The organism is Mycobacterium sp. ML4 (genome assembly GCF_054515735.1).
Window position 1 is genome coordinate 148,690 of record NZ_JBTNSY010000007.1, and the last position, 24,231, is coordinate 172,920.

The following is a 24,231-nucleotide window of genomic DNA, read 5'->3' on the forward strand; positions in this document are numbered from 1 at the left end:
CGCGCAATTCCAAAGATCAGCGCGGTGGCGTTGACCCGGCAGGCACGGTGAAGCGGGGGCGGCAAGGAAAGTGCGCCGCCCCCGCTCTTGTCCAGCTATGGCGCCCCTTTCGTCCCTCTAGCACCAAGAGCAATGCCGCCGGCGCCGCCGATGCCGCCGGTGCCGCCGTTGACGCCGTTGCCGCCGTTACCGCCGTTACCGACGAACGTCGGGGTGAAGGAGCCATTCAGGATTAGCCCGACGTTGCCGCCGTTGCCGCCGTTAGCGGCCAAGGCGCCCCCGCCGGCGTTGCCTCCGGCGCCGCCCCCGGCGATGGTGAGCAGGCCGCCAGCGTCACCGCCGGCACCGCCATTGCCGCCAGCTCCGCCGGCGAGAGACACACCGCCGGTACCGCCGGCGCCGCCGAGGGCCACGCCTAGCAGCCCAGAGCCCTGGCCGCCTTTGCCGCCCGCACCACCGGTGAGATCGGCCTGTCCTCCGGTGCCGCCGGCACCGCCGGCGCCCGCGCCGAGGATCGCAGAGCCCTGGCCGCCCTGGCCGCCCTGGCCGCCGGTACCAGCGATGGCGCCGAGACCACCGGCGCCGCCGGCGCCGCCTTGGCCAATGCCTAGGACCGCAGCTCCGATACCGCCTTGGCCGCCCGCGCCGGCGGTGGTGAGGCTATCTCCGCCAATGCCGCCGAAGCCGCCCCGGGCGTAGCCGATGAAAGCGCCGCTATCTCCGCCGGCGCCCCCAGCACCAGCGGTGCCGGTGAGGCTGGCTCCACCGGTGCCGCCGGTACCGCCTATGGTGAGGCCGATCGTGGTGCCACTAGCGCCGCCGACGCCGCCCACGCCACCGACATTGACGCCCCCGCCGCCGGCTCCGCCGGCACCGCCCAGGCCGGAAAGTAGACCTGTTGCACTGCCGCCGGCACCGCCGGCGCCGCCGATGTCGCCGGCGATTCCGCCGGCACCGCCGGCACCGCCGACGGCGACGAGCCGGCCGCCGGCGCCGCCGGCACCGCCGGCACCGCCGACACCGCCCGTAAGGGAGTCCGACTGACCTCCAGCCCCGCCGTTGCCGCCCATGCCCCACAATGGGGCGCTGCCGCCCGCTCCACCAGCGCCGCCCACCTCACCAACGCCGGTTACCGCGCCCCCGGCCCCGCCGGCCCCGCCGTTGCCGAACAGCCAGCCACCGGTACCGCCGGCGCCTCCGGTCCCACCCAAGAAGCCGCTTCCCCCGGCCCCGCCGTTACCGATCAGCCCCGCGGCGCCCCCACTACCGCCATTCCGACTGGCGCCGCTGGTGAAGCTAAAGCCGTTACCGCCGTTGCCGTACAAGAGCCCGCCGGCACCGCCGTTGGGGTTTGTCTCCGTTCCGTTGGCGCCGTTACCGATCAGTGGCCGCCCTAACAACGTCTGGGTGGGTGCGTTGATCACGCCCAGCAGGTTCTGCTCCAACGCCTGCAACGGCGAGGCGTTAGCCGCCTCCGCGCCCGCGTACGCGCCGCTGGCTGCGTTCAACGTTTGCACGAAACTCTGATGAAGCCCCGCGGCTTGGGCGCTCAGCGCCTGATACTGTTTGCCGTGACTACCGAACAGCGCCGCGATGGCCGCCGACACTTCGTCGGCGCCGGCCACCAGCACCTCGGTGGTGGACGCCGCCGCCGCGGCGTTCGCCTCGCTCAGCGACGTACCGATGCCCGCCATGTTCTGCGCTGCTGTCATCAAGAGCTCCGGAGCTGCGATCACAAACGTCATCAAAACCTGCTTTCCAAATAGGGGTCGTTTGGCACGCAGTCTGTCACGTGCCAACTAGTTCTGGGCAATTTCCGACGTCTTTTTCGGCGCATTTACTTTCGCTTTACGTCAACGGTTACGTAAGCGTAGGTAATCGTGCGTGTTAGGGTAACGGTTACGTAGGCAAAACCGACGGTTACGTAGGCAAAGGTACCGAATGCAGAGCGTCCATATTGCTAAAACGGCTGTTCGGAGGTGGAATCCTCGACTGGTCATCCAGCCTTTAGCGGCCACGAAAGCATTTTCCGGCTCCGGCCCAAAATGGCCTAGCTGCGACCTTCGATAATTTGGTTTCGATTTGAAACGCATATGGCGCGGCATTGCGCCGTCAATGTCTCGTCAATGGCAATTCAATTGCGCATGCTCGGCTGTGAGTGAGTACGTATGGTGAAACGCACGACGCTCTTGTTAGTCCGCGGTAACGGTGAAACGGGTTCGGCGGAACAAGCAGCCCCCGGGGTGGACGCTCGGCCCCGACGGTCCGATCCTGCTGCAAGACCACTAACTGATCGAGCCAGAGTGCAGCGCCCTATCGGGTGATCCAGTACGCGGTCAACCCGTTCAAGAGCTGAGCCGCCGAATCGCGGAGCATCGCCGCATGCGATACGTTGCCGGATAACTCGGCAATTGACGTTGTTGCCGGGTTCGGCGGGCATACCGGAGGTGCCAGATGTTGCTCGTGACGGCGGCGCCGGGAGTGATCGAGTCATCCGCCGGCGATGTGCTGCGGATCAACGCCACGCTGGCTGCGGTGCGTGCTGTCATTGCCGGCCCCACCACGGAGATGCTTGCGGCGGCAGAAGACGAGATCTCAGCAGCGGTCGCGGCGTTCTTTTCCGCGCACGGCCGGGATTACCAGGCGCTGAGTATCAGAATGGCGGAGTTCGGAGAGCAGTTCGCGGGCCTTCTGGTCACGGGCGCGGACTCCTATGCCGCTGCCGAGGCTGCGACCGCTACGCCGTTACAGGCGTTTTGGCGGCGCCTCCTTGGGCGGTAGCGGCGGTCTCGGTGGTACCGGAGGCAGGTCAGGCGTGCTGCTCGGCAATGGCGGCGCGGGTGGTGCGGGCGGCAACAGCGCATCGACGATCGGCGGTAGCGGCGGGGCCGGCGGTGAGGCCGTGTTCTTCGGCATCGCGGGTAACGGCGGCAACGGCGGCTTCTCCCTGGTGACGCCGGGTGCCGTCGGTGCCAGCGGTGCGGGTGGTCCCCTGCAGGTTGTCTTCGACGCGGTCAATGCGCCGGTGCGGGCGATCACCGGGCGCCCCCTCATCGGCAATGGTGTCAACGGAGCCCCGGGCAGCGGGATGAACGGCGCTCCGGGCGGCTGGCTGCTCGGAGACGGCGGCGCAGGCGGTTCCGCCGGCGGCGGCAACCAGAATGGCGGAGCCGGCGGTGCGGGCGCGCTGCTGGGTGCGGGCGGCGCCGGCGGTGCAGGCAGCTTCTCACTCAGTGGCGATGCCGGGGCCGGTGGCGCCGGGGGAGTGGGCGGTTTGCTGCTGGGCAACGGCGGCGGCGGCGGGCCCGGCGGATACGCACTGACCTCGGGTAACGGCGGCGTCGGCGGGAAAGGCGGCACAGGTGGCCTTTTCGGCGCCGGTGGAGACGGCGGAGTGGGCGGGTTCAGCTTCGCTCTCGGCGCTGTCGCCGGTGCCGGCGGGCCGGGAGGCGACGCGGGACCACTCGCCGGACTGGTCGGCGCCGCGGGAGGCAACGGCGGTGACGGTGGGGTCGGGTCCACCTCGGGCGCCGGCAGCGCCGGCGGCGCCGGCGGCCTTCTCGGTGGGTCCGGCGGTGCGGGCGGCAACGGCCGGGACGGCGCGAGCGGCGGTGCCGGCGGCAGGGCCGGCCTGGTGTTCGGCGGAGGCGGCGACGGTGGGGCCGGTGGAAATGGCGCCAGCGGCGGGCGGGGCGGCGATGCGGGCTGGCTGTTCTCCGCCGGCGGAACCGGCGGGAGCGGCGGCGACGGTGTGGACGGCGGCGCCGGCGGGGCCGGCGGCAACGCAACGCTGCTGGGCTTCGGCGGCGCCGGGGGAGCGGGTGGACTCGGCGCCAACATCGGAACCGGCGGTGCCGGCGGTGCAGGCGGTCAGGCCGGCCCGCTGTTCGGCATCGGCGGCAACGGGGGCGCCGGCGGAGACGCCGTTGATGACGGTAGGGGAGGCCGCGGCGGCGCCGGTGGCAGTGCGGTGATCTTCGGCGGTGGAGGCAACGGCGGCAACGGTGGCAGCGTGGGGCCGGGAGGCAGGCGAGGCGCCCCCGGCGACGGTGGTAGCGGCGGGCTATATGGAGTGGAGGGTCAAGCCGGATTGCCGTAACACGGCTCCAGGTGCTCGAGCTTCCCACGGTGTGAGCTGAGGACTTCAGCCTCTACCCGCACGCCTGGTGACCTGATCGACTGAACGTTGCAACCACGCTCCGCGGTCACGGAAGGAACGGGACGGTCATGGCGGGTACTTTGGAGTCCAAAGTCATTGTCCTGCAATCGCATCCCCGGTGGTGTGCCGCGCAGCGACAGGCGATGGAGCTCAGCGAGGCTGTCTGCCGTCATCCTTCATCGCTGGCGCGACCCGGCTTTTCGGCAGCGCGGGGGCAAGGGCGCGCCCAGCTCACAGCTGCTACCTAACCAGCGCATAGCGGCCACTACTGTTTGTCGAGTCATATTCGTCGCATGAGCGAAATTTCTGACACCCCAACCGCGCCGACTTCGACCGCGGTCGCACCACCACCGCCCGCTGAGCGGGTGGAAGACCGGACGCCCAAGGTCTTCAAGGCCGCAGCCTGGGTGGCCATCGTCGCCGGAATCGTCTTCATCGTCGCGGTCATCTTCTTCACCGGCTTCCGTCTCGGCGTGGCAGCCGGGCACGGCGGCCACCAACGGCATCACCACAAGCACGCCGGGATGATGCACCGCTCGGGATTGCCCAACAACGGCGGGGCCCCGGCGGTCAGCCCTGGCACGGGTCCCGCCGGGCCGAGCCAGGTCCCGCCGTCGGTTGCTCCGTCTGTTGCTCCCTCGACCACACCCGGCCGCTGAACACCCTCCCCCGTCCAGCCCGGCGCTGCACAGCGCCGGGCTTCATCAATTCGCGGCAACTTTGTGACCGCGCCCCTTTACGCTGCCGCGGGCCTGGACCATATTCGAAGGTATGAGTGAGACACCCGAACCCACGACCCCACCTGCGTCGGTTGCCACCGCGCCACCTGCCAGGACCGAGTACCGGGAAAAGCCGCCGCTCCTGTACCGGGTGGCAGCGTGGGTGGTCATCGTCGCCGGGATCGTGTTCATCGCATCGACGTTGTTGTTCACCGGTGCGATGATCTTCGGTGCCGGACAGTGCTATCAACACCGCCATTACCACCACGGCATGTTCCGACCTGACGGTCCCGGCGGGCCCGGCGGTCCCGGATGGCAGTTCCGCTTCCCGGGTGGGCCGCCTCCGCCCGGTATGGGTCCCGGCTTCCCGGGAGGCCCGCCGGGTGCCGGCACCGGCCAGACGCCGACCTCCGGTCCGTCCGCTCCCAGCACCGCGCCGGGTCGCCCCTAGTTTCGGGCGGGTGCCCTACTGGGTATGCCCCCGGTCAGGGTCGTGGCGTGCCACCTCGTTGCGCGCGAAAATTATTGCCGCGCATAGTTTTTGATTATCAGCTAGAGGAGAGTGAAATGGCGGAACAATACACCACTACTGACGGCGGCAGCCCGGCGCCCAGCGACGAGCAATCGTTGACCCTCGGTCCCGACGGCCCGATCCTGCTCCAGGACCACTACCTCATCGAACAGATGGCGCAGTTCAACCGGGAACGCATCCCGGAGCGCCAGCCGCACGCCAAAGGCGGCGGCGCCTTCGGCAACTTCGAGGTGACTCACGATGTCAGCCGGTACACCAGGGCCGCGGTTTTCCAGCCCGGCACCAAGACCGACACTCTGATCAGGTTCTCCACCGTCGCGGGTGAGCGAGGCAGCCCCGACACCTGGCGCGACCCGCGGGGCTTCGCGCTGAAGTTCTACACGTCGGAGGGCAACTTCGACATGGTTGGCAACAACACGCCGGTCTTCTTCATTCGTGACCCGATGAAGTTTCAGCATTTCATCCGCTCACAGAAGCGCATGCAGGCAACAAATCTGCGTGATCACACCATGCAATGGGACTTCTGGACCCTGGTACCGGAGTCGGCGCACCAGGTGACCTGGCTGATGGGCGACCGCGGCATCCCCAAAACCTGGCGGCACATGAACGGCTACAGCAGCCACACGTACAGCTGGATCAACGCCGACGGCGAGATCTTCTGGGTGAAGTACCACTTCAAAAGCGACCAGGGCGTCGACTACCTGACGCAGGAGGATGCCGACCGGTTGGCCGGCGAGGACGGCGACTACCACCAGCGCGATCTGTACGAAAGCATCGAGCGCGGCGACTTCCCCAGTTGGACGCTCAAGATGCAGATCATGCCGTTCGAGGAGGCAAAGACCTACCGGTATAACCCGTTCGACCTGACCAAGGTATGGCCGCACGGCGACTACCCTTTGATCGACGTGGGCAAGCTGACGCTCAATCGCAACGTCACCGACTACCACACCGAGATCGAGCAGGCCGCCTTCGAGCCGAACAACATCGTCCCAGGGACCGGTCTGAGTCCGGACAAGATGCTGCTTGCGCGGGGCTTCTCCTATTCGGATGCGCACCGGGCCCGGCTCGGGACGAATTACAAACAGATTCCGGTCAATACACCGAAGGTGGAGGTCAACAGCTACTCCAAGGACGGCGCCATGCGGATCAAGAATGTCTCCGACCCGGTGTATGCGCCCAACTCCTTCGGTGGCCCGCACGCCGATCCGGCGCGCGCCGCCGAAGTGCGCTGGCAGGCCGACGGCGAGATGATCCGTGCCGCCTACACGCTGCGTCCCGAGGATGACGACTGGGGCCAGGCCGGCACTCTGGTCCGCGAGGTTCTCGACGATGACGCACGGGATCGGTTGGCGCACAACATCATCGGCCACGTCTCCAAGGGTGTGAAGGAGCCGGTGCTGTCCCGGGTGTTCGAGTACTGGCGCAACGTCGACCCCGATCTCGGCAAGAAGGTCGAAGAAGGGGTTCGGGCGAACCTGGGCTGACAATTTCGGGGCTGGCATGATCGACCCCATGAGCATCGAAGTCGTGTACCCCACCGCAGCCACGGCCAAGGGCAACGTCGACGTCGCCGTCTCGGCAAAGGTCTAGTTCGGCATGCGGCTTGCCGTGCCCGCGCTGGGCGTCTGTCTGGCCCTCGGGGGAGCGGCCAGCGCGGCGGCCCACCCTTCGGAGCCGGGAGTGGTGTCCTATGCCGTGCTCGGCAAGGGCTCGGTGGGCAATATCGTCGGTGCACCGATGGGGTGGGAAGCGGTGTTCACCGAACCCTTCCAGGCTTACGCGGTGGACCTGCCGGTGTGCAACAACTGGGCGGAGATCGGGTTGCCCGAGGTCTACAACGATCCTGACCTCGCTGCGTTCAACGGTGCCACCGCGCAGACGTCGGCCAACGACCAGAATCATCTGGCCAAGCAGGCGGTTGGCGTTTTCGCCACCGACGACGCCGCCGGCCGGGCCTTCCACCGGGTGGTCGACCGGACGGTGGGTTGCTCGGGTCAGACCACCGCGATGCATCTCGACAACGGCGCCACCGAGGTGTGGTCGTTTTCCGGCGGACCCGCCACCGGCACCGACGCAGCGTGGATCAAGCAGGAAGCCGGAACCGACCGTCGGTGCTTCGTTCAAACCCGGCTGCGTGAAAACGTTTTGCTTCAGGCCAAGGTCTGCCAATCTGGCAACGCTGGGCCCGCGGTGAACGTGCTGGCCGGGGCAATGCAGAATGCGTTGGGCCAGTAGCCGGGGTAGAAAATGGGTACCCGTCTGCGTCGTGCAACTGAAAAGGTCGGGAATAAGTCGGTGCTCGCTGGAAGATGAAGTGATGGTGGTCGACAGCTACGCGTCCGGTTGCACCGAAGGGATGGTGATATGACGGGCACCGCCGCCACCACCGGCCCGCGGCTGGACAACATCGATCTGGCCAACGCAGAGCTGACCAGTTCGGCCGCCGTGGCCCAACACATCGCCGACGGCTGCCTGATCGACGGACCAGTGGGACGCGTCGGTCTGGAGATCGAGGCCCACTGCTTCGACCCGGACGATCCGCTGCGCCGGCCCACGTGGGATGAGATCAGCGAAGTGCTCGAGTGGCTGCACCCGCTACCGGGCGGCAGCGCGATCACCGTGGAACCCGGTGGTGCCATTGAACTTTCGGGTCCGCCCGCCGACGGCGTGCTGGCCGCGATCGACGCGATGACCCTCGACCAGTCCGTGTTGCGAGCCGGCGTCGCGGACGCCGGTCTGGGGTTGGTGTTTCTGGGAGCAGACCCGCTGCGGTCGCCGCAACGGGTGAATCCCGGCGCCCGCTACCGTGCGATGGAGCAGTTCTTCGCCGCCAGCCACAGCGGTGCGGCGGGCGCGGCGATGATGACCTCGACGGCTTCGATCCAGCTCAATCTGGACGCCGGCCCCCAGGCCGGATGGACGGACCGGGTGCGGCTGGCACACGCACTGGGGCCGACGATGATCGCGATCGCGGCCAACTCCCCGATGCTGGCCGGGGAATTCTCCGGCTGGCAGTCGACCCGGCAGTGGGTGTGGGGCCAGATGGACTCCGCGCGGTGCGGACCGGTGCTTGGGGCCAGTGTTGACGATCCCGGCACCGACTGGGCCCGGTATGCGCTGAAGGCGCCGGTGATGATGGTGCGAAGCCCAGACGCCTGTAACGCGTCGGCGGTCACGCATTATGTGCCGTTCACCGACTGGGTGGACGGCCGGGTGCTGCTCGGTGATCGCCGGCCGACCATCGCCGACCTGGAGTACCACCTGACCACGCTGTTTCCGCCGGTGCGGCCACGCCAGTGGCTGGAAATCCGCTACCTCGACAGCGTTCCCGACGCGATCTGGCCCGCGCTGGTGTTCACGCTGACGACCCTGCTGGACGATCCGGCAGCCGCCGAACTGGCTGCCGAGGCGGTTGAACCGGTGGCCACCGCCTGGGACACCGCGGCCCGGCTGGGCCTGCGGGACCGGCGGCTGTACGCGGCGGCCAACCGCTGTCTGTCCGTCGTCGCGGAGCGGGTACCGGACGAGCTGGGCGCGGCCATGCAACAGTTGATGCTCAACGTCGAAACCGGGCGATGTCCGGCAGACGACTTCTCCGATCGCGTCATCGAGCATGGAATCGCCGCCACGGTCGCGCAGGCTGCCCGCGCCGCAGAAGGGCAGTCGTGACAGGACGGGAACAGCTGGCCGGCGACCTGGAGCTGGCCCGCACGCGGACCCTGCGACTGGTTGATTTCGATGACGACGAACTTCGTCGGCAGTACGACCCGCTGATGAGTCCCCTGGTGTGGGACCTTGCCCACATCGGTCAACAGGAAGAACTCTGGCTACTGCGTGACGGCAACCCGGATCGGCCGGGACTGTTGCCGCCGGCAATCGAGGGGCTGTACGACGCGTTCGTTCACTCGCGTGCCAGTCGGGTGGACCTGCCGCTGTTGTCCCCGGCGCAGGCGCGCTCGTTCTGCCGCACGGTGCGCGGCGCCGCCCTGGATGCGCTGGATGCGCTGCCGGAAGACGCGGGTGACTTTCAGTTCGGGCTGGTCATCAGCCATGAGAACCAGCACGGCGAAACCATGCTGCAGGCGTTGAACCTGCGTAGCGGCGCGCCGTTGCTGCGGGAGCAGTCAGAGGTTCCCGCCGGGCGGCCCGGATTGGCCGGGACGTCGGTGCTGGTGCCCGGCGGGCCGTTCGTGCTGGGCGTGGACGCCGCGACCGAGCCCTACTCGCTGGACAACGAACGGCCCGCCCACACGGTCGACGTGCCGAGCTTCCGGATCGGACGGGTTCCGGTCACCAACGCGCAGTGGCGCGACTTCATCGATGACGGGGGCTACGCGCAGCCGCGCTGGTGGTCCGAGCGCGGATGGCAGCATCGGCAAAAGGCGGGCCTCACCGCCCCCCAATTCTGGAACGCCGACACCCGCACCCGGTTCGGCTACCTCGAGGACATCCCCGCCGACGAACCGGTGCAGCACGTTTCTTATTTCGAGGCCGAGGCCTACGCGACGTGGGCCGGTGCCCGGCTGCCCACCGAGATCGAATGGGAGAAGGCCTGCGCCTGGGATCCGGTGACCGAGTCCCGGCGGCGCTACCCGTGGGGCGACCAGCAGCCCGGCGCCGATCGCGCGAACCTGGGCGGCACCGCTCTGCGGCCCGCGCCCGTCGGCGCGTATCCGGCGGGTGCGTCGGCATACGGTGCCGAACAGATGCTCGGCGACGTGTGGGAATGGACCAGTTCGCCCCTGCGGCCCTGGCCGGGATTCGTTCCGATGATTTACGAGCGCTATTCGCGGCCTTTTTTCGACGGTGACTACCGGGTGCTGCGCGGCGGATCCTGGGCGGTCGAACAGTCCATCCTGCGGCCCAGTTTCCGCAACTGGGACCACCCGTACCGTCGTCAGATCTTCGCGGGCGTCCGGCTGGCCTGGGACGCCTGATGTGCCGTCATCTGGGATGGCTCGGTGCGCCGGTCAGCGTCTCGTCGCTGGTCCTGGACCCACCACAGGGACTGCGAGTGCAGTCCTACGCGCCGCGCCGGCAGAAGCACGGACTGATGAACGCCGACGGCTGGGGTGTCGGGTTTTTCTCGGACTTTCCCGACACCACGCCGCGACGCTGGCGCAGTCCCGCGCCACTGTGGGGGGACGCTTCGTTCGATTCGGTTGCACCGGCGTTGCGCAGTCGTTGCGTGGTGGCGGCCGTGCGCTCCGCGACCGTGGGCATGCCGATCGATGCCAGCGCCACCGCGCCGTTCACCGACGGGCAGTGGCTGCTGTCCCACAACGGCGTGGTGGACCGCGCGGTGCTGCCGCTGACGTCAACCGCTGAATCAGTCTGCGACAGTGCGGTTCTCGCCGCCGCGATCTTCGCCCGTGGCATGGACGCCCTGGGCGACATCATCATCGAGGTCGGCGCCGCGGATCCGCTGGCCCGGCTGAACATCATGGCGGCCAACGGTTCTCGTCTCGTTGCCACCGCCTGGGGAGACACGTTGTCGATCCTGCGCCGCGCCGACGGAGTGGTGTTGGCCAGCGAACCCTATGATGACGATCCCGACTGGGAAGACATACCCGACCGGCATCTGGTGGAAGTCACCGGCGACGGCGTCGAGTTGACGCCGTTGAACCGCCCGAAAGGAACCTGATGACGCTCACGTTGTCCAACCATCTGGCTGAGGACTCGGCGCTGCACGCGCTGCGGCGCGACGTGTTCGTCGGCCTGCAGCAAAAGCCTAAGTCCTTGCCGCCCAAGTGGTTTTACGACGCGGTGGGTAGCGATCTGTTCGACCAGATCACCAGGCTGCCGGAGTATTATCCGACGCGCGCCGAAGCCGCGATCCTGCGCGCCCGAGCGGCCGAGATAGCGTCGGCCAGCGAGGCGGACACCCTGGTCGAACTGGGCAGTGGAACGTCGGAGAAGACCCGCCTGCTACTCAATGCGCTGCGTGACCGCGCATCGCTGCGCAGCTTCGTGCCGTTCGACGTCGACGCCAGCGTGTTGTCAGCGGCCGCCCGTGCGATTCAGGACGAATACCCCGGCATCACGATCAACGCGGTCTGTGGCGATTTCGAGGAACACCTGGCCGAGATTCCCGCCGGCGGGCGGCGGCTGTTCGTATTCCTGGGCTCGACGATCGGTAACCTGACGCCCGGTCCGCGGGCCGAGTTTCTCACGCAGCTGTCCGCGGTGATGCGGCCCGGCGACAGCCTGCTGCTGGGCACCGACCTGGTCAAGGACACCGCCCGGCTGGTGCGGGCCTACGACGATGCGGCCGGGGTTACCGCGCGCTTCAATCTCAACGTGCTTGCCGTGATCAACCGCCAACTCGACGCCGATTTCGACGTCGACGCCTACCAACACGTCGCCCGGTGGAATCCCGACGAGGAGCGGATCGAAATGTGGTTGCGCTCCACCCGCCGCCAGCGGGTGCGCGTCGACGCCCTGGATCTGACTATTGATTTCGACCCGGGTGAGGAGATGATCACCGAGGTTTCCTGCAAGTTCCGCCCGGGCGCGGTGCGCGACGAGTTGGCCGCGGCGGGGATGCGCCGGGTCAGGTGGTGGACCGACGAGGCGGGCGACTTCGGCTTGTCACTGGCCGCCAGGTGAGCCGCCCCGGCGACCTGTCCGAGCGATGGCGCGCGGCCCGGCCGCCCGTGGCGGGGCTGCACCTGGACAGCGCGGCCTGCTCGCGACAAAGCTTGGCGGCACTCGACGCGGCGGCTCAACATGCGCTGCACGAATCCGAGGTCGGAGGGTATGTCGCCGCTGAGGCGGCGGCTACGGTGCTGGACGCCGGGCGCGCCGCGGTCGCGAAGCTCTGCGGCCTTGCTGATGCGGAGGTGGTCTACACCACCGGTTCCTTGAATGCCCTGGACATGCTGTTGCGCAGTTGGTCCCGCGACAGTCGCCGGCTGGCTTGCCTGCCCGGTGAGTACGGACCCAACCTGGCTCTCATGGAGGTGCACGGATTCGAGGTACGGCAGCTACCCACCCTTGACGACGGTCGGCTGGCGATCGACGACGCGGCATTCCAGTTGGAGGAGGACCTGCCCGACTTGGTTCACCTGACCCCGGTGGCCAGCCATCGTGGCACCGTGCAGCCCCTGGCGATGATGGCCGAACTGTGCCGCGAGCTCGGCGTGCCGTTGGTGGTCGACGCCGCGCAGGCGTTGGGGCAGATTGACTGCGCGGTGGGAGCCGACGTCACGTACTCGTCGTCGCGTAAATGGATCGCGGGCCCCCGCGGAGTAGGTGTGCTGGCGATCCGTCCCGAGTTGATGGACCGACTGACACCGCCGGCGCCACTTGGCTTCGGTGAGGCGAATGTGGCTGCGCGCGTCGGTTTTTCGGTGGCGCTGGGCGAGCACCTGGCGGGTGGCCCAGACCAGATACGGGCCCGGCTCGCCGAATCGGCCGGCATCGCGCGCAGGATGCTGGCTGACGTCGAAGGCTGGGCGGTGGTCGAAGAGGCCGAAGAACCGAGCGCGATAACCACCTTGGCGCCTACCGCCGGCGCCGACCCGGAGGAGGTGCGGGAGTGGTTGCTCGCCGAACGCCGGATCCTGACCACCTGCGCCGGGGTGCAACGCGCCCCGATGGAGCTGACGGCGCCCGTGCTGCGCATCTCTCCGCACGTCGACACCTCGCCAGAGGACCTTGTGACGTTCGCCGAGGCGCTGATCGAGGCGACCGCGGCAACTTCCGGGTGATGCGGTGATCCGTGCTGCGCGGTCAGCCCGCTTTGTGGGCGCTCAGCAGATAAGCGGGCATCATCACGCGGCCCTTGTCGTCAAGGGGATGCGAAGGCGGCGGCATATCCGGAAGCTGAGGCATATTCGCGTGGATGGCGGCGGGCCGGACCTCGTCGATCTCCCAGTATTCGCCGACGGCCGAACGGAGTTCCTGCTCATCGACCTCGTTGGGCCGGAACGGGGCGTCGGCCCCGAAGGCCCCCTTGGTGAACACCAGGACGTAGTAGCTGGCGCCCGGCGCCGCGGCGCGGTGCACCGCTTGCAGATAGTTGTCGCGGTCCTCGACCGGCAGCGAATGAAACAGCGTGCTGTCGATCACCGTATTGAACCGTCCGTCGTAACCGGAGAACCGCGTGATGTCGTCCACCACGAAGGTGGCGGTGGTGAGCCCGCGCTCCTGCGCCGTTCTGGTCGCCTCGGCAATGGCCGTCGGCGAATTGTCGATGCCGACAACGGTGTAACCGGCGGCCGCCAGCGCCAGTGACAACTCGGCGACCCCGCATCCGGCGTCCAGCACGTCCCCGCGCACTTTGCCGGCGGCGATCAGGGCCGCCAGGTCGGGTTGCGGTTCGCCGATATTCCAGGGCGGCGGCGCCTGGAAGACCTTCTCCTGGTACGCGTCGTCCCAATCCATCACCTGATCCGTCATGGCTCCCAACCTACGCCCGTCGCATACTGGGACCTATGTCGCAGCCGCCGCCGGCTCGTTATCTGCTACGCGCCAAGGACTTCGCCGACGCCCGCTACGCTGACCCGATCACCGTGGATGACCTGGCGGCTGCCGCCGGGCTGTCTCGTTCGCATTTCAGCCGGATGTTCACCCGCACCTTCGGCGAATCGCCGCGCTCGTACCTGCAGACACGCCGGCTGGAGCGGGCGGCGGCGTTGCTTCGCTACACCGACCGGTCTGTCGCCGACATCGCCGTCATGGTCGGTCTGCGCAGCGTCGGTTCGTTCACAACGAGTTTCGCCCGTGTGTACGGGCTGCCGCCGGCGGCGTACCGCGCCGGCATTCCACCGGCGTCGGTGCACGCGCGGGTACCGAGCTGCATCCTCGCGCGCGACACCCGCCCGCCAGCGGACAGCCGCGTCAAGGCAGCACACGGGGAGAAGACGGGCGGGCGGGCCGGGTCGTAGCGTTGGGGACATGCTCAAGATTGCCAGCGCCCACCTCTGGGTGCACGACCAGGAAGCCGCACTGAACTACTGGACCGAGAAGGTGGGTATGGAAGTGCGGCAGGATGTTTCGCTGCCGGACCTGGAGTTCCGGTGGCTCACCGTCGGCCCTCCCGGCCAGGACGACGTGTCCATCGTGCTGATGGCCATTCCGGGCGAGCCGGTCATGGACACCGCGACACAGAAGCAGGTCGCCGAAGTGATGGCGAAGGGCTTCGCCGGCACGGTCTTCCTCACCACCGAGGACTGTGCGGCCACTTACGCCGAAATGAAGGCTCGCGGCGTGGAATTCACCGAAGAACCGCACGAGATGCCCTACGGCATCGACTGCGGGTTCCGCGACCCGTCCGGCAACAGCGTCCGTTGACTCAGTTGTCGGAGATAGGCTAGCCGGGCTTGACGATAGGCCAGGTGTGGACCGGTTCATTGGCGTGCATGTGCTCGCAGTACCGGCGCAGCATTTCGGCCAGGGCCCGGGGCCGGGTCATGCCGGCGTCCTCCAGTGCGCCGACGGCTGATACCTGCCAGCTGGCACCATTGCGCCCGGACCTGGCCCGGGCCTCGACGACGCCGAGGAAGCGGTCGCGGACTTCGGCATCGACATCCCACCGACGCAAGCCCTCGTGGGCCATCGGCAACAGCGTGTCCAGAACCAGTTTTCGAGTGTTCACCTCGCCCACACCCGGCCAGTGCAGCTGCGCGTCGATGCCTCGTTGCGCAGCCTCCAGAAAATTGCGGTGCGCCACCGGGAAACTCATCTGCGACCACACCGGTTGTTCGGCTTCGGACATGGTCCGCAGCATGCCGTAGTAGAAGGCTGAATTCGCAAGCATGTCAACGACACTCGGTCCGGCTGGCAGCACCCGATTCTCCAGGCGCAGCTGTGGGCGGCCCTCGACCACGTCATACACCGGCCGGTTCCACCGGTACACGGTGCCGTTGTGCAGACGCAGTTCGGACAGCTTCGGCGTGCGTCCCGCCGTCAGCTCCGCTACCGGATCCTCATCCGACAGTTCCGGCAGCAGCGACGGGAAATAGCGGATGTTCTCTTTGAACAGGTCGACGGCCGAGTTGATCCAGCGCTCGCCGAACCAGACCCGAGGCCGCACCCCCTGAGTCTTCAACTCCTCGGGGCGGGTATCGGTGGACTGAGCGAACAGTTCGATGCGGGTTTCCGCCCAGAGATGGTGGCCGAAGAAATACGGCGAGTTCGCCGCCAGCGCCAGCTGCGGGCCGGCCAGCGCCTGCGCGGCGTTCCAGTTGGCCGCGAAGTCGTCCGGGGCTACCTGCAGGTGTAATTGCATGCTGGTGCAGGCGGATTCGGGCGCGATGGAAGCGGCCTGCCAGCTCAACGGCTCGGGGCCGGCGATGTTGATGGGGATATCCTCGCCGCGGGCCTCGAAGATCGACTCGTTGAGGGCTGCGTACCGGTTCGATTCGCTCATCCAGCCCTCGGACAGATGCTTGGGCATCAGGGTGGGCAGGATGCCGATCATGACGATGTGCGAACCGCTGGCATTGGCCTTGAGTTCGGCGTCGTTGAGGCTGGCCCGTACGTCTTTCTCCAGGTCCAGGGTGGTGTGTCCGGGTAGTGGCCGGGGCGGCACATTGAATTCGATGTTGTACGCGCCCAATTCGGTCTGATAGGCCGGATCGCCGATGGCGTCCAGCACAAATCGGTTTGACATGGCCGGCTGGTATTCGGCGTCTACGAGGTTGCACTCGATCTCCATGCCGGTGAGCGGCCGCTCCGAATCGAAGCTTCTACGCGAGAGCATCGTCTCGAAGACGTCGAGACACAACCGCACTTTGCGCCGGTATTCCCGCCGATGTGCGCGGTCATACGTGGTGCGCTTGACCTCTTCGCCCACCAAACCGATGCAACAGGTTTCCCGGGCCGCGCGCAACCCGGGGTGGCACTAGGCAATCATGTACCTGCAGTGTTCACCGTCAACCAGGAGAGGCCGGAGTTGGCCGTATCGCCGGAATTCATAGCAGCCATCGACCAGGGCACCACGAGTACCCGCTGCATGATCTTCGATCACGACGGCGCCGAGGTGGCCCGTCATCAACTCGAGCACGACCAGATCCTGCCGCAGGCCGGCTGGGTCGAGCACAACCCGGTCGAGATCTGGGAGCGCACCGCTTCGGTGCTTACCTCCGTGCTGAACGCCAGCAATATTTCGGCCAACGATATTGCCGCACTCGGCATTACAAATCAGCGCGAGACGACCCTCGTGTGGAACCGGCGTACCGGAAGGCCCTATTACAACGCCATCGTCTGGCAGGACACCCGCACCGATCGCATCGCGTCGGCCCTGGACCGCGACGGTCGCGGCGACGTCATCCGCCGCAAGGCGGGTCTGCCGCCGGCCACCTACTTCTCCGGCGGCAAATTGCAGTGGATATTGGACAACGTCGACGGCGTCCGCGCGGCCGCGGAAAAGGGCGACGCGCTGTTCGGCACCCCGGACACCTGGGTGTTGTGGAACCTGACCGGCGGCCCGCGCGGTGGCGTGCACGTCACCGATGTCACCAACGCCAGCCGGACCATGCTGATGAACCTGGAGACGCTGGACTGGGACGACGAGTTGTTGTCGTTCTTCTCCATCCCTCGGGAGATGTTGCCCGCTATCGAGCCGTCGTCGCCGCTGCAGCCCTACGGTGTCACCTCAGACACCGGCCCGATCGGCGGCGAGGTGCCGATCACCGGTGTGCTCGGCGACCAGCATGCGGCGATGGTCGGGCAGGTGTGTCTGGACGCCGGCGAGGCGAAGAACACCTATGGCACCGGCAACTTCCTGCTGCTGAACACCGGCGAGACAATCGTGCGGTCCCAGAACGGCTTGCTCACCACGGTCTGCTACCAGTTTGGGGACGCTCGGCCGGTATACGCGCTGGAGGGCTCCATCGCGGTGACGGGCTCGGCGGTGCAATGGCTGCGCGATCAGCTGGGCATCATCAGTGGGGCCGCGCAGAGCGAGTCGTTGGCCCGGCAGGTCACCGACAACGGCGGGGTGTATTTCGTGCCGGCCTTCTCCGGACTGTTCGCACCCTACTGGCGTTCCGACGCGCGCGGCGCGATCGTCGGACTGTCGCGGTTCAACACCAACGCGCATCTGGCCCGCGCGACGCTGGAGGCGATCTGCTACCAGAGCCGCGATGTGGTGGACGCCATGCAAGCCGATTCCGGCGTCCGCCTCGAGGTCTTGAAGGTCGACGGCGGAATCACCGGCAACGAATTGTGCATGCAGATCCAGGCCGACGTGCTGGGTGTGGATGTGGTGCGCCCGGTGGTCGCCGAGACCACCGCGCTGGGGGCCGCCTATACGGCCGGCCTCTCGGTGGGTTTCTGGGCCGACCCGTCCGAACTGCGGGCCAACTGGCAAGAGGACAAGCGCTGGACGCCGAACTGGGACGACGACCAGCGCGCCGAAGGGTATGCGGGGTGGCGCAAGGCGGTGCAGCGGACCCTGGACTGGGTCGACGTGTCCTGACGTGACGTGTGAGGAGACCGGCGAATCACTACACTTTGCGCGATGGAATTGCCGCTGCGGGTGAACGACGAGGGTCTCTCGGTTGCGCCGCCTGGTGCAGGGTTACGGCGGACCGGCTGACTGCCGATGATGTGCCGACCGGTGTTGGTTCGACGTGGCTGGCGAGTCACGGGGCGGTCAGTGCCGCCAACGCAAGTGTCGCCGCGGCCGCTGCCCGGTGCGCGGTGCGGGTAGCTGCTACCGCGACCAAGCTGGCCGCGGCGGCTACCGGCTACGCGGACAACGAAGCCCGGTCGGCGGCCGAATTGCGGGCGGTGCATTCACCGAGGACGTGCTGATGGCGCTCAGCGCAACGCTACCGACGTTGTCGCAAGTTCGGAGCCTGGATACGGCGTACCTGCGGGAGGCGGCGGATTCGTGGACCCGGACCGCCCAGCTGTGGGAGCAGGTCTTCACCGAAATCCACGACCGCATGTCGATTCCCGGCGGCACGCCTTGGGAGGGTCGGGGCGCCGCCGCGGCGCAACAGGGTTCGTTTCAGGACTCGGTGCTGGTTGGCGGGGCTTCGCACGAGTTGCACCAGGCCGCCGCCATTGCCCGACGGGGAGACGGGCAGTTGCAGGCCCGCAAAGAGGACGTGCTGGAGGCGGTGGCCGAGGCACGCGCGGAGGGCTTCGAGGTCAGCGAACAGTATTCGGTCACCGACCGTGTGCGGGGCGGCTTGGCCGAGTTTCGGGCTGCGCGTCTGGCCGCGGCCCAGGGTCACGCCGCCTTCATCCGGCACCGGCTCGCCGCACTGCTGGCTACCGATCAACAGCTCAACACCCAGATCGCCGCTGCCACGATCGGCATCGACGACCTCACCTTTCCCGAGTCACTCGACGATGCTGTCGTCGGCGACGATAAACACGACGGGATCCAACTCGTCGACCTGCACACCTGGAAACAGGATCCCCAACCCATTCCTCCCGACCCGCTGCCGGGTCCGCTGCCGCCCGTCAATAACGCCGACGACGTCCGACGCGTGCTGGACCCCTTGCAGAACGGGGGGAAGCGCGGCCCCAACGGTGTGGGTACGAAACCGAAGATCAAGGAACTGTGGGACGCAGCCACCATCAAGCGGATGTGGGACTACCTCACCCGCAATGCCACCGATGGCCCGGGCCCGCCGGGTTATAAGGGGCCAGTACGAATACTGCCCGACGGGACCAAGATCGGCATACGGCAGAGCAGCGACGGTTGGGGTGACACCCTGGACGTCTGGTATCCCGACGGGGAGTACAAGAAGATCCATATCCCGTACCTGCCGCCGCTGATCAGCGCGCCACCGCAGCTGCCGCCGCCCGGACAACCAGCCCCGTTGCCGCTGCCGCCACCGCAGGTCGGGCATCCGCCCGTCGTGCTGCCACCGACGCAGGTGGTCGATCCGCGCACGCTGCCGCCCTGGCTGCAGAATCCGTCGCCGCCGGGCTTCCAGGTCACGCCTAGCGCGCCGCTGCCGTTCGCCCCGTTCGACGTGCCGGACGCCCCGGCCGTTCCTGCGCCGCCGCCGTCGCTCCCCGCGCCGGGCGGGTCGCCGTCCTGGCCCGACCTGGCGCACGATCTGGCCGAAGCCGGAAAAACCGCCGGAGCCGGCGTGCTCGCCGGCATCGCCATTATCGGAGGCATCATGTCGGGCGGGTTGACGCCCGGCGGGCAGCTCGCCCGGTGAACACGCTTGGGCACTCAGAAGAGCGGCAACGCGTCTTGTCCGCGGCGTCGCTGACCGACATCGTTGCCGGCGCCGTTAGTGATTTCACGCCACAACCGGCAGCCGACGCGTTGCCAAGCATCGGCACGGCCGTGGTGCCGGCGGGCTGGTATCTGGCCGCGCCGGGCGACAATCGCGAGCAACCCGTACGGGTGGCGGTCACCGGGCACCGCTCGCGTGGTGGCTGGGAAGGCTGCGACACCCTGGCGACGTTCGGCTTCACCGGGGAGCCGCCCATCGACCTTGTCGTCGATCATGCCGCCTGCACCTTGCGTGACCTGGGCGCCGCCGGCGTCACGACCCGGACCGTGAATACCCCAGCGGCCGCGGGAGTGTGCGCGGTGCGCAGTTCCGGCTACTTCACCGCGGCCAGGTTGCGGATGTGGGGCCAATTCACGACGTATCTCGCCGGATCGGAGCGGCCGGGGCAGGGCCTGCTGGTGCAACACAGCCTGTTCGTCGTCACTCGCCGACGAACCCAGCTCAGGACGGATATCGCCGACCTCACCGATACCGCGGCAAACGCCTTCTCGGCGTTTCTCGATGCCCGCTCCGGCGCCGACATAAACGAGAACCGAGGCTAAGCATCGGGTTCGTCGGCGTGGTAAAGCTCGAGGGCCAGCTTTTTGCCCTTCTCGGTGAGGGCCAGCCAGCACATAGTGACCCAGTTCCAGCGGTCGTCGAAGTGGGTTACCTACGCGTCTTCGATTTTGGCCATTGCGGCGTCCAGCGGCAGGTCCCACGGTTCGAAGTGGGGGTGACGCCAGGGTCCGGTCGGCACGCCCAGCACGAACAGGCCCCCACTGACCAGCTCGCGGATCATGTTCAACGTCAGTTGCTGAATTTCGTGCACCGGCCGTGGCGGGCCTGTCTGTTGCATGAACGACGAGTGCACCCCGCTGAGGTGAATCCAGTCCTGCAGTCCCTCGATCAGCAGGCCTTCCTTGATCCAGTCATGTTCGGCAGCAGCGTCCATCGTGTCCCTTCCTGGCGCCCGAGCCCTTAGGAGTCTTCTTCAACTGCCGACCGCGAACTCTCGGTTTCGTCGGCGTAGTAAAGCTCGAGGGCCAGTTTCTTGCCCTTCTCGGAAGGGGCCAGCCAGCACATGGTGACCCAGTTCCAGCGATCGTCGAAGTGGGTCACGTAGGCGTCCTCGATCTTGGCCATCGCGGCGTCCAGCGGCAGATCCCACGGTTCGAAGTGGGGGTGACGCCAGGGTCCGGCCGGCACGCCCAGCACGAACAGCCCCTCGCTGACCAGCTCTCGGATCATGTTCAATGTCAGTTGCTGAACTTCGTGCGCCGGTCGTGGCGGCCCGGTCTCCGGCATGAACGACGAGTGCACATTACTGAGGGAACTCCAATCCTGGAGCCCCTCGATCAGCAGGCCTTCCTTGACCCAGTCGTGTTCGGCAGCTGCGTCCATCGTGTCTTTTTCGTGGCGCCCGAGCCCTCAGGAGCCTTCCTCAACCTCCGACCGGGAACTCTCGGTCTCGTCGGCATGGTAAAGCTCGAGGGCCAGCTTTTTGCCCTTCTCGGTGAGGTCCAGCCAGCAAACGGTTCTCCAACCCCACACGTCGTCGAAGTGGGTCACGTACGCGTCTTCGATCTCGGCCATCGCGGCATCCAGCGGCAGATCCCACGCTTCGAATTGCGGCTTGCGACGGCCCCTTGGCACGCCCAGCACGAACAGTCCCTCGCTGACCAGCTCGCGGATCATGTTCAATGTCAGTTGCTGAACTTCGTGCGCCGGCCGTGGCGGCCCGGTATGCCACATGAATAAGGAATGCATTTCGCTGAGGTGAATCCAGTCCCGCAGCCCCTCGATCAGCAGGCCTTCCCTGACCCAGTCATGTGCGGCAGCATCGTCCATCGTGTCCCTTCCCGGCGTCCGAGCCCTCAGGAGCCTTCTTCAACTGCCGACCGCGAACTCTCGGGTTCGTCGGCGTGGTAAAGCTCGAGGGCCAGTTTCTTGCCCTTCTCGGTGAGGGCGAGCCAGCACATGGTGACCCAGTTCCAGCGGTCGTCGAAGTGGGTCACGTACGCGTCCTCGATCTTGGCCATCGCGGCGTCCAAAGGCAGATCCCACGGTTCGAAGTGCGGTTTGCGCCACGGCCCGGCCGGCACGCCCAGCACGAACAGTCCCTCGCTGACCAGCTCCCGGATCATGCTCAGCGTCAGTTGCTGAATTTCGTGCACCGGCCGTGGCGGGCCCGTCTCGGGCATGAACGACGAGTGCACCCCGCTGAGGTGAATCCAGTCCTGCAGTCCTTCGATGAGCAGGCCTTCTTTGACCCAGTCGTGTTCGGCAGCTGCGTCCATCGTGTCCCTTCCCGGCGTCCAAGGCCCGACCAGGCATTCTTCCAGGCGCGGCCGTTTCACCTCGACAATTGCCCACAAGGATCGGGGGATGCGCCGAGAATCGTCGTCAGGCGCGGGCAATGTGACGCCCGCGCCATAGCGACGGCCCTGCTACGGTCCAGCGAAGTGCGCGCACGCGTCTTTGACTCTGGCCGCCGCACATCTCATCGTTGGCAGAGACTCAGTCCTCGCCGAGGATGCCGTAGATCTCCCGACGGGCGTTATTGAGCACGTCGACTATGCGTTGTTGCTGCTCGGCGCTAGCCGCGTGGGCCGACTGCCCGACGGCGCCGAACAATTGGCGGGCGGCACTCCGGAGATTGAGGTGCCCCGGGTCCGCGCCTTCGGCGATTTCGTCCCAAGGCGGGGTCTCGACCTTCGCCGCTGCCACGCGACCGTCGTCGGTCAGCGTGAACAGTTTCTTGCTGCCGTCGGATTCACCGGCCGTGATCAGGCCTTCGTCGTCGAGCAGCTGCAGAGTGGGGTACACCGACCCCGGGCTCGGCTTCCACAGTCCGTTGCTGCGTTCGGCGATCTGCTGGATCATCTCGTAGCCGTGCATCGGCCGCTCGGTGAGCAGCGTCAGAATCGCGGCCCGCACGTCTCCGCGTCGTCCGCGACCGCCGCGGCGTCCACCGCGGCCACCCGGTCCGAATCCGAAGCCCGGCCCGAATCCGAAGCCGGGCCCGAATGCCGGGCCGAAGCCCATCGGGCCGTCGTGACCGCCCGCTTGCTCGCGCAGGTTCTCAAGAAATGCCCGGCGGGCCTGCCGCCTGGCGGCGGGACCGAAGCCGAAACCAGGCCTTGGGCCGAAAGGGCCGGTGGGAGGGGCGAAGAAGGTGTTCATGTCTGTAGTCCTTATATCTCAGGGAGGAGGCGTCGACCATCGAGTCTCCATATGTATCGCTAACTATCACGATATATCGCTACCTATCGCAGTGCAAGTGGCGGCTGAAATGTCGGCCGTTTGTACCCCCCGAACGCCGGGTAGCACCTGACGGATGAACGGCAGTAGCCGCGATCAGGCCGTGACTGGTCCCGGCAGCGCCACGGACCCGGCCCGACACGGTGACGAGGGCGGGAACACTCGTTCGCGGGTTCATTGGGTGTTGGCTCTCTTGACGGTTCCCGCGGCCGCCATAGTCATGCTCTTTGCTCTCGGGGCCGTGATGAGTACCGACTCGTGCACCGAGGATCGGTGCCCCCACCTGGGCGCCGGGCTCAGTTTCGACTTTCTGTTCTACGGCCCGCCCGTGGTGGCGCTACTCGTGATCGTCGGCTCTGTGTTCACCGCCAAGCGGCGTGCCGGCATCGCGGTCCCGCTGGTGGGCCTGGCGCTGTTGGTGGCCGACGTCGCCATCTTGGCGTTCACCGTCGCCCAGTACTAGCTGGGCAACGAAAATCCGCCGCCATCGGGCATGGGTTGCTGCGGCGGCGGTGGTGGTGACGGCGGCCAGCGTTGTGTCTGATGCTGCGACGGCGGCCAGGCCTGTGGTTGGGGCCAGCCCGGGCCGGGCTGCGGACGCAGCCGTGACAGTTCACGCCGGTGTCGTTCAGCCAGGACGGCTGCCAGGATCAGCCGAGGTGGCACACCCGGCGGGGGAGGTGGAGCGATGTGCGAGACCACGTCTGCGGCGATTCGGTAGGCCATCTGATCGCGCAGCGCCGGGTCGAGCTGGTGTGCACGCGAGAGGAACTGGCGGGCAACTTCGGCCTGGCCGGAGCTCAGCCCGGACAACTGCAGCGACGCCGCCCACCCCGCCAGTGCCGGCGGCATGACCGGTGGTGGCCCGATCCGCGGCCCGCGTTCGCTGACCACGACGGTGCCGGCGAACATGTCGCCCACGCGCTTGGCCTTCGGCGAGAGCACACTGCAGATCACCGCGGGGCTCCCGAGCAGCATCCAGATTTCCACCACCGCGGCCAGTGCCCGGAACAACGCCTGACGGAAGCGTTCCGGCCCGCCGTCGTCGGACACCACCCGCAGGCCCATCACCATTTTGCCGATCGAGCGTCCCCGGGTTGCGGTCTCGATCGCCACCGGATAGCCGACCATCGCCAATACGGTGAAGATGATCAGGAACGCGACAGTCAGGGCTTCGTCGAACTGGGATAACGACGCCGCCCACATCATCACGCCAAGGAAGTAGATGACAAAGACGACGATGATGTCGATGATCGCGCCGACCGCACGCACTGGTAGCTGCGCTATCTGGACGTCGAGCACCACGGCGTCGCCGGTCACCACCTCCGACATACCTTGGAACGCTACAGGCTGGGTAGG

General features: G+C 67.3%; 27 protein-coding genes. 18 read left to right on the forward strand and 9 right to left on the reverse strand.

The annotated features are described in order from the left end of the window. Positions 1-95: 95 nt before the first annotated feature. Complete coding sequence (locus ACX9NE_RS09875; protein WP_459361496.1) at positions 96-1,745, reverse strand: PE family protein; 1,650 nt, start codon at positions 1,743-1,745, stop codon at positions 96-98. Positions 1,746-2,454: 709 nt separating this feature from the next. On the opposite strand from ACX9NE_RS09875, the gene ACX9NE_RS09880 reads away from it, so the two are divergent. The 11 genes from ACX9NE_RS09880 (at position 2,455) to egtE (ending at position 13,122) form a co-directional block, all read left to right on the forward strand. Next, positions 2,455-2,781 carry a PE family protein gene (locus ACX9NE_RS09880; RefSeq protein ID WP_459361497.1) on the forward strand — a complete coding sequence of 109 codons (327 nt, stop codon included), beginning with the start codon at positions 2,455-2,457 and terminating at the stop codon, positions 2,779-2,781. A gap of 121 nt (positions 2,782-2,902) precedes the next feature. Continuing rightward, entirely contained in the window at positions 2,903-4,099 is a 1,197-nt protein-coding gene (locus ACX9NE_RS09885; RefSeq protein WP_459377719.1) for a hypothetical protein, read from the forward strand. A 344-nt stretch (positions 4,100-4,443) separates the two neighbouring features. Beyond that, the gene (locus tag ACX9NE_RS09890; RefSeq protein WP_459361613.1) at positions 4,444-4,818 is read left to right on the forward strand and encodes a hypothetical protein; all 375 of its coding nucleotides are present in this window, start codon (positions 4,444-4,446) and stop codon (positions 4,816-4,818) included. 112 nt (positions 4,819-4,930) lie between these two features. After that, the gene (locus ACX9NE_RS09895) at positions 4,931-5,329 is read left to right on the forward strand and encodes a hypothetical protein (protein WP_459361499.1); all 399 of its coding nucleotides are present in this window, start codon (positions 4,931-4,933) and stop codon (positions 5,327-5,329) included. A gap of 116 nt (positions 5,330-5,445) precedes the next feature. After that, positions 5,446-6,894, forward strand: a complete 1,449-nt coding sequence (locus tag ACX9NE_RS09900) for a catalase (protein ID WP_459361500.1) — start codon at positions 5,446-5,448, stop codon at positions 6,892-6,894. 112 nt (positions 6,895-7,006) lie between these two features. Continuing rightward, positions 7,007-7,645 (forward strand): sensor domain-containing protein, encoded by a 639-nt coding sequence (locus ACX9NE_RS09905; RefSeq protein ID WP_459361501.1) that lies wholly within the window; start codon positions 7,007-7,009, stop codon positions 7,643-7,645. A gap of 129 nt (positions 7,646-7,774) precedes the next feature. Then, positions 7,775-9,079, forward strand: coding sequence for an ergothioneine biosynthesis glutamate--cysteine ligase EgtA (egtA, locus tag ACX9NE_RS09910; RefSeq protein WP_459361502.1), 1,305 nt, complete (start codon positions 7,775-7,777; stop codon positions 9,077-9,079). Then, a complete protein-coding gene (egtB, locus tag ACX9NE_RS09915; protein ID WP_459361503.1) occupies positions 9,076-10,347 on the forward strand; it encodes an ergothioneine biosynthesis protein EgtB in 1,272 nt (423 codons plus the stop codon). Before egtA ends, egtB begins: the two co-directional genes overlap by 4 nt. Then, a complete protein-coding gene (gene egtC, locus ACX9NE_RS09920; protein WP_459361504.1) occupies positions 10,347-11,054 on the forward strand; it encodes an ergothioneine biosynthesis protein EgtC in 708 nt (235 codons plus the stop codon). The genes egtB and egtC overlap by 1 nt, the downstream gene beginning before the upstream one ends. Further along, positions 11,054-12,019 carry an L-histidine N(alpha)-methyltransferase gene (gene egtD, locus ACX9NE_RS09925; protein WP_459361505.1) on the forward strand — a complete coding sequence of 322 codons (966 nt, stop codon included), beginning with the start codon at positions 11,054-11,056 and terminating at the stop codon, positions 12,017-12,019. Before egtC ends, egtD begins: the two co-directional genes overlap by 1 nt. Beyond that, complete coding sequence (egtE, locus tag ACX9NE_RS09930; RefSeq protein ID WP_459361506.1) at positions 12,016-13,122, forward strand: ergothioneine biosynthesis PLP-dependent enzyme EgtE; 1,107 nt, start codon at positions 12,016-12,018, stop codon at positions 13,120-13,122. The genes egtD and egtE overlap by 4 nt, the downstream gene beginning before the upstream one ends. Positions 13,123-13,144: 22 nt before the next feature. Here the strand turns inward: egtE and ACX9NE_RS09935 are convergent, their stop codons facing one another. Beyond that, complete coding sequence (locus ACX9NE_RS09935; RefSeq protein WP_459361507.1) at positions 13,145-13,813, reverse strand: class I SAM-dependent methyltransferase; 669 nt, start codon at positions 13,811-13,813, stop codon at positions 13,145-13,147. 35 nt (positions 13,814-13,848) lie between these two features. Between ACX9NE_RS09935 and ACX9NE_RS09940 the strand changes: the two genes are divergently transcribed. Both ACX9NE_RS09940 and ACX9NE_RS09945 read left to right on the forward strand, forming a co-directional pair. Further along, positions 13,849-14,301, forward strand: coding sequence for a helix-turn-helix transcriptional regulator (locus ACX9NE_RS09940; protein ID WP_459361508.1), 453 nt, complete (start codon positions 13,849-13,851; stop codon positions 14,299-14,301). Positions 14,302-14,311: 10 nt separating this feature from the next. Then, a complete protein-coding gene (locus ACX9NE_RS09945) occupies positions 14,312-14,707 on the forward strand; it encodes a VOC family protein (protein ID WP_459361509.1) in 396 nt (131 codons plus the stop codon). A gap of 19 nt (positions 14,708-14,726) precedes the next feature. Here ACX9NE_RS09945 and ACX9NE_RS09950 read toward each other — a convergent pair whose 3' ends face one another. Further along, positions 14,727-16,211, reverse strand: coding sequence for a glutamate--cysteine ligase (locus ACX9NE_RS09950; protein ID WP_459361510.1), 1,485 nt, complete (start codon positions 16,209-16,211; stop codon positions 14,727-14,729). A gap of 99 nt (positions 16,212-16,310) precedes the next feature. Here ACX9NE_RS09950 and glpK point away from each other — a divergent pair, with 99 nt between their 5' ends. From glpK to ACX9NE_RS09970, 4 genes are all read left to right on the forward strand, one after another. After that, complete coding sequence (glpK, locus tag ACX9NE_RS09955) at positions 16,311-17,837, forward strand: glycerol kinase GlpK (RefSeq protein WP_459361614.1); 1,527 nt, start codon at positions 16,311-16,313, stop codon at positions 17,835-17,837. Between the two features lie 131 nt (positions 17,838-17,968). Next, complete coding sequence (locus tag ACX9NE_RS09960) at positions 17,969-18,175, forward strand: hypothetical protein (RefSeq protein ID WP_459361511.1); 207 nt, start codon at positions 17,969-17,971, stop codon at positions 18,173-18,175. Then, positions 18,175-19,548: a hypothetical protein gene (locus tag ACX9NE_RS09965; RefSeq protein WP_459361512.1), complete on the forward strand. Its 1,374-nt coding sequence runs from the start codon at positions 18,175-18,177 to the stop codon at positions 19,546-19,548. The genes ACX9NE_RS09960 and ACX9NE_RS09965 overlap by 1 nt, the downstream gene beginning before the upstream one ends. Next, positions 19,545-20,171, forward strand: a complete 627-nt coding sequence (locus tag ACX9NE_RS09970; protein ID WP_459361513.1) for a hypothetical protein — start codon at positions 19,545-19,547, stop codon at positions 20,169-20,171. The genes ACX9NE_RS09965 and ACX9NE_RS09970 overlap by 4 nt, the downstream gene beginning before the upstream one ends. Before the next feature lie 110 nt (positions 20,172-20,281). Here the strand turns inward: ACX9NE_RS09970 and ACX9NE_RS09975 are convergent, their stop codons facing one another. The 5 genes from ACX9NE_RS09975 to ACX9NE_RS09995 all read right to left on the reverse strand — a co-directional run bounded on the left by ACX9NE_RS09975 (position 20,282) and on the right by ACX9NE_RS09995 (position 22,794). Beyond that, complete coding sequence (locus ACX9NE_RS09975; RefSeq protein WP_459361514.1) at positions 20,282-20,563, reverse strand: hypothetical protein; 282 nt, start codon at positions 20,561-20,563, stop codon at positions 20,282-20,284. 26 nt (positions 20,564-20,589) lie between these two features. Further along, entirely contained in the window at positions 20,590-21,012 is a 423-nt protein-coding gene (locus ACX9NE_RS09980) for a hypothetical protein (protein WP_459361515.1), read from the reverse strand. A 27-nt stretch (positions 21,013-21,039) separates the two neighbouring features. Then, positions 21,040-21,459, reverse strand: a complete 420-nt coding sequence (locus tag ACX9NE_RS09985; protein ID WP_459361516.1) for a hypothetical protein — start codon at positions 21,457-21,459, stop codon at positions 21,040-21,042. Positions 21,460-21,485: 26 nt separating this feature from the next. Next, the gene (locus ACX9NE_RS09990) at positions 21,486-21,908 is read right to left on the reverse strand and encodes a hypothetical protein (protein ID WP_459361517.1); all 423 of its coding nucleotides are present in this window, start codon (positions 21,906-21,908) and stop codon (positions 21,486-21,488) included. A gap of 220 nt (positions 21,909-22,128) precedes the next feature. Next, positions 22,129-22,794 carry a PadR family transcriptional regulator gene (locus ACX9NE_RS09995; RefSeq protein ID WP_459361518.1) on the reverse strand — a complete coding sequence of 222 codons (666 nt, stop codon included), beginning with the start codon at positions 22,792-22,794 and terminating at the stop codon, positions 22,129-22,131. 154 nt (positions 22,795-22,948) lie between these two features. Between ACX9NE_RS09995 and ACX9NE_RS10000 the strand changes: the two genes are divergently transcribed. Continuing rightward, positions 22,949-23,335 (forward strand): hypothetical protein, encoded by a 387-nt coding sequence (locus ACX9NE_RS10000; RefSeq protein WP_459361519.1) that lies wholly within the window; start codon positions 22,949-22,951, stop codon positions 23,333-23,335. Here ACX9NE_RS10000 and ACX9NE_RS10005 read toward each other — a convergent pair. After that, entirely contained in the window at positions 23,332-24,204 is an 873-nt protein-coding gene (locus ACX9NE_RS10005; protein WP_459361520.1) for an RDD family protein, read from the reverse strand. The two genes, ACX9NE_RS10000 and ACX9NE_RS10005, sit on opposite strands and share 4 nt — an antisense overlap. Positions 24,205-24,231 lie beyond the last annotated feature (27 nt).

Coding starts and splice junctions, on each gene's coding strand:
- ACX9NE_RS09980 (WP_459361515.1), bottom strand. CDS start 21,012: ATGGACGCAGCTGCCGAACACGACTGGGTCAAGGAAGGCCTGCTGATC.
- ACX9NE_RS09895 (WP_459361499.1), top strand. CDS start 4,931: ATGAGTGAGACACCCGAACCCACGACCCCACCTGCGTCGGTTGCCACC.
- ACX9NE_RS09975 (WP_459361514.1), bottom strand. CDS start 20,563: ATGGACGCTGCTGCCGAACATGACTGGATCAAGGAAGGCCTGCTGATC.
- ACX9NE_RS09880 (WP_459361497.1), top strand. CDS start 2,455: ATGTTGCTCGTGACGGCGGCGCCGGGAGTGATCGAGTCATCCGCCGGC.
- ACX9NE_RS09965 (WP_459361512.1), top strand. CDS start 18,175: ATGGCGCTCAGCGCAACGCTACCGACGTTGTCGCAAGTTCGGAGCCTG.
- ACX9NE_RS10005 (WP_459361520.1), bottom strand. CDS start 24,204: ATGTCGGAGGTGGTGACCGGCGACGCCGTGGTGCTCGACGTCCAGATA.
- ACX9NE_RS10000 (WP_459361519.1), top strand. CDS start 22,949: ATGAACGGCAGTAGCCGCGATCAGGCCGTGACTGGTCCCGGCAGCGCC.
- egtD (WP_459361505.1), top strand. CDS start 11,054: ATGACGCTCACGTTGTCCAACCATCTGGCTGAGGACTCGGCGCTGCAC.
- ACX9NE_RS09935 (WP_459361507.1), bottom strand. CDS start 13,813: ATGACGGATCAGGTGATGGATTGGGACGACGCGTACCAGGAGAAGGTC.
- ACX9NE_RS09875 (WP_459361496.1), bottom strand. CDS start 1,745: ATGACGTTTGTGATCGCAGCTCCGGAGCTCTTGATGACAGCAGCGCAG.
- ACX9NE_RS09945 (WP_459361509.1), top strand. CDS start 14,312: ATGCTCAAGATTGCCAGCGCCCACCTCTGGGTGCACGACCAGGAAGCC.
- ACX9NE_RS09905 (WP_459361501.1), top strand. CDS start 7,007: ATGCGGCTTGCCGTGCCCGCGCTGGGCGTCTGTCTGGCCCTCGGGGGA.
- ACX9NE_RS09990 (WP_459361517.1), bottom strand. CDS start 21,908: ATGGACGCAGCTGCCGAACACGACTGGGTCAAAGAAGGCCTGCTCATC.
- ACX9NE_RS09985 (WP_459361516.1), bottom strand. CDS start 21,459: ATGGACGATGCTGCCGCACATGACTGGGTCAGGGAAGGCCTGCTGATC.
- ACX9NE_RS09940 (WP_459361508.1), top strand. CDS start 13,849: ATGTCGCAGCCGCCGCCGGCTCGTTATCTGCTACGCGCCAAGGACTTC.
- egtA (WP_459361502.1), top strand. CDS start 7,775: ATGACGGGCACCGCCGCCACCACCGGCCCGCGGCTGGACAACATCGAT.
- egtC (WP_459361504.1), top strand. CDS start 10,347: ATGTGCCGTCATCTGGGATGGCTCGGTGCGCCGGTCAGCGTCTCGTCG.
- ACX9NE_RS09900 (WP_459361500.1), top strand. CDS start 5,446: ATGGCGGAACAATACACCACTACTGACGGCGGCAGCCCGGCGCCCAGC.
- ACX9NE_RS09995 (WP_459361518.1), bottom strand. CDS start 22,794: ATGAACACCTTCTTCGCCCCTCCCACCGGCCCTTTCGGCCCAAGGCCT.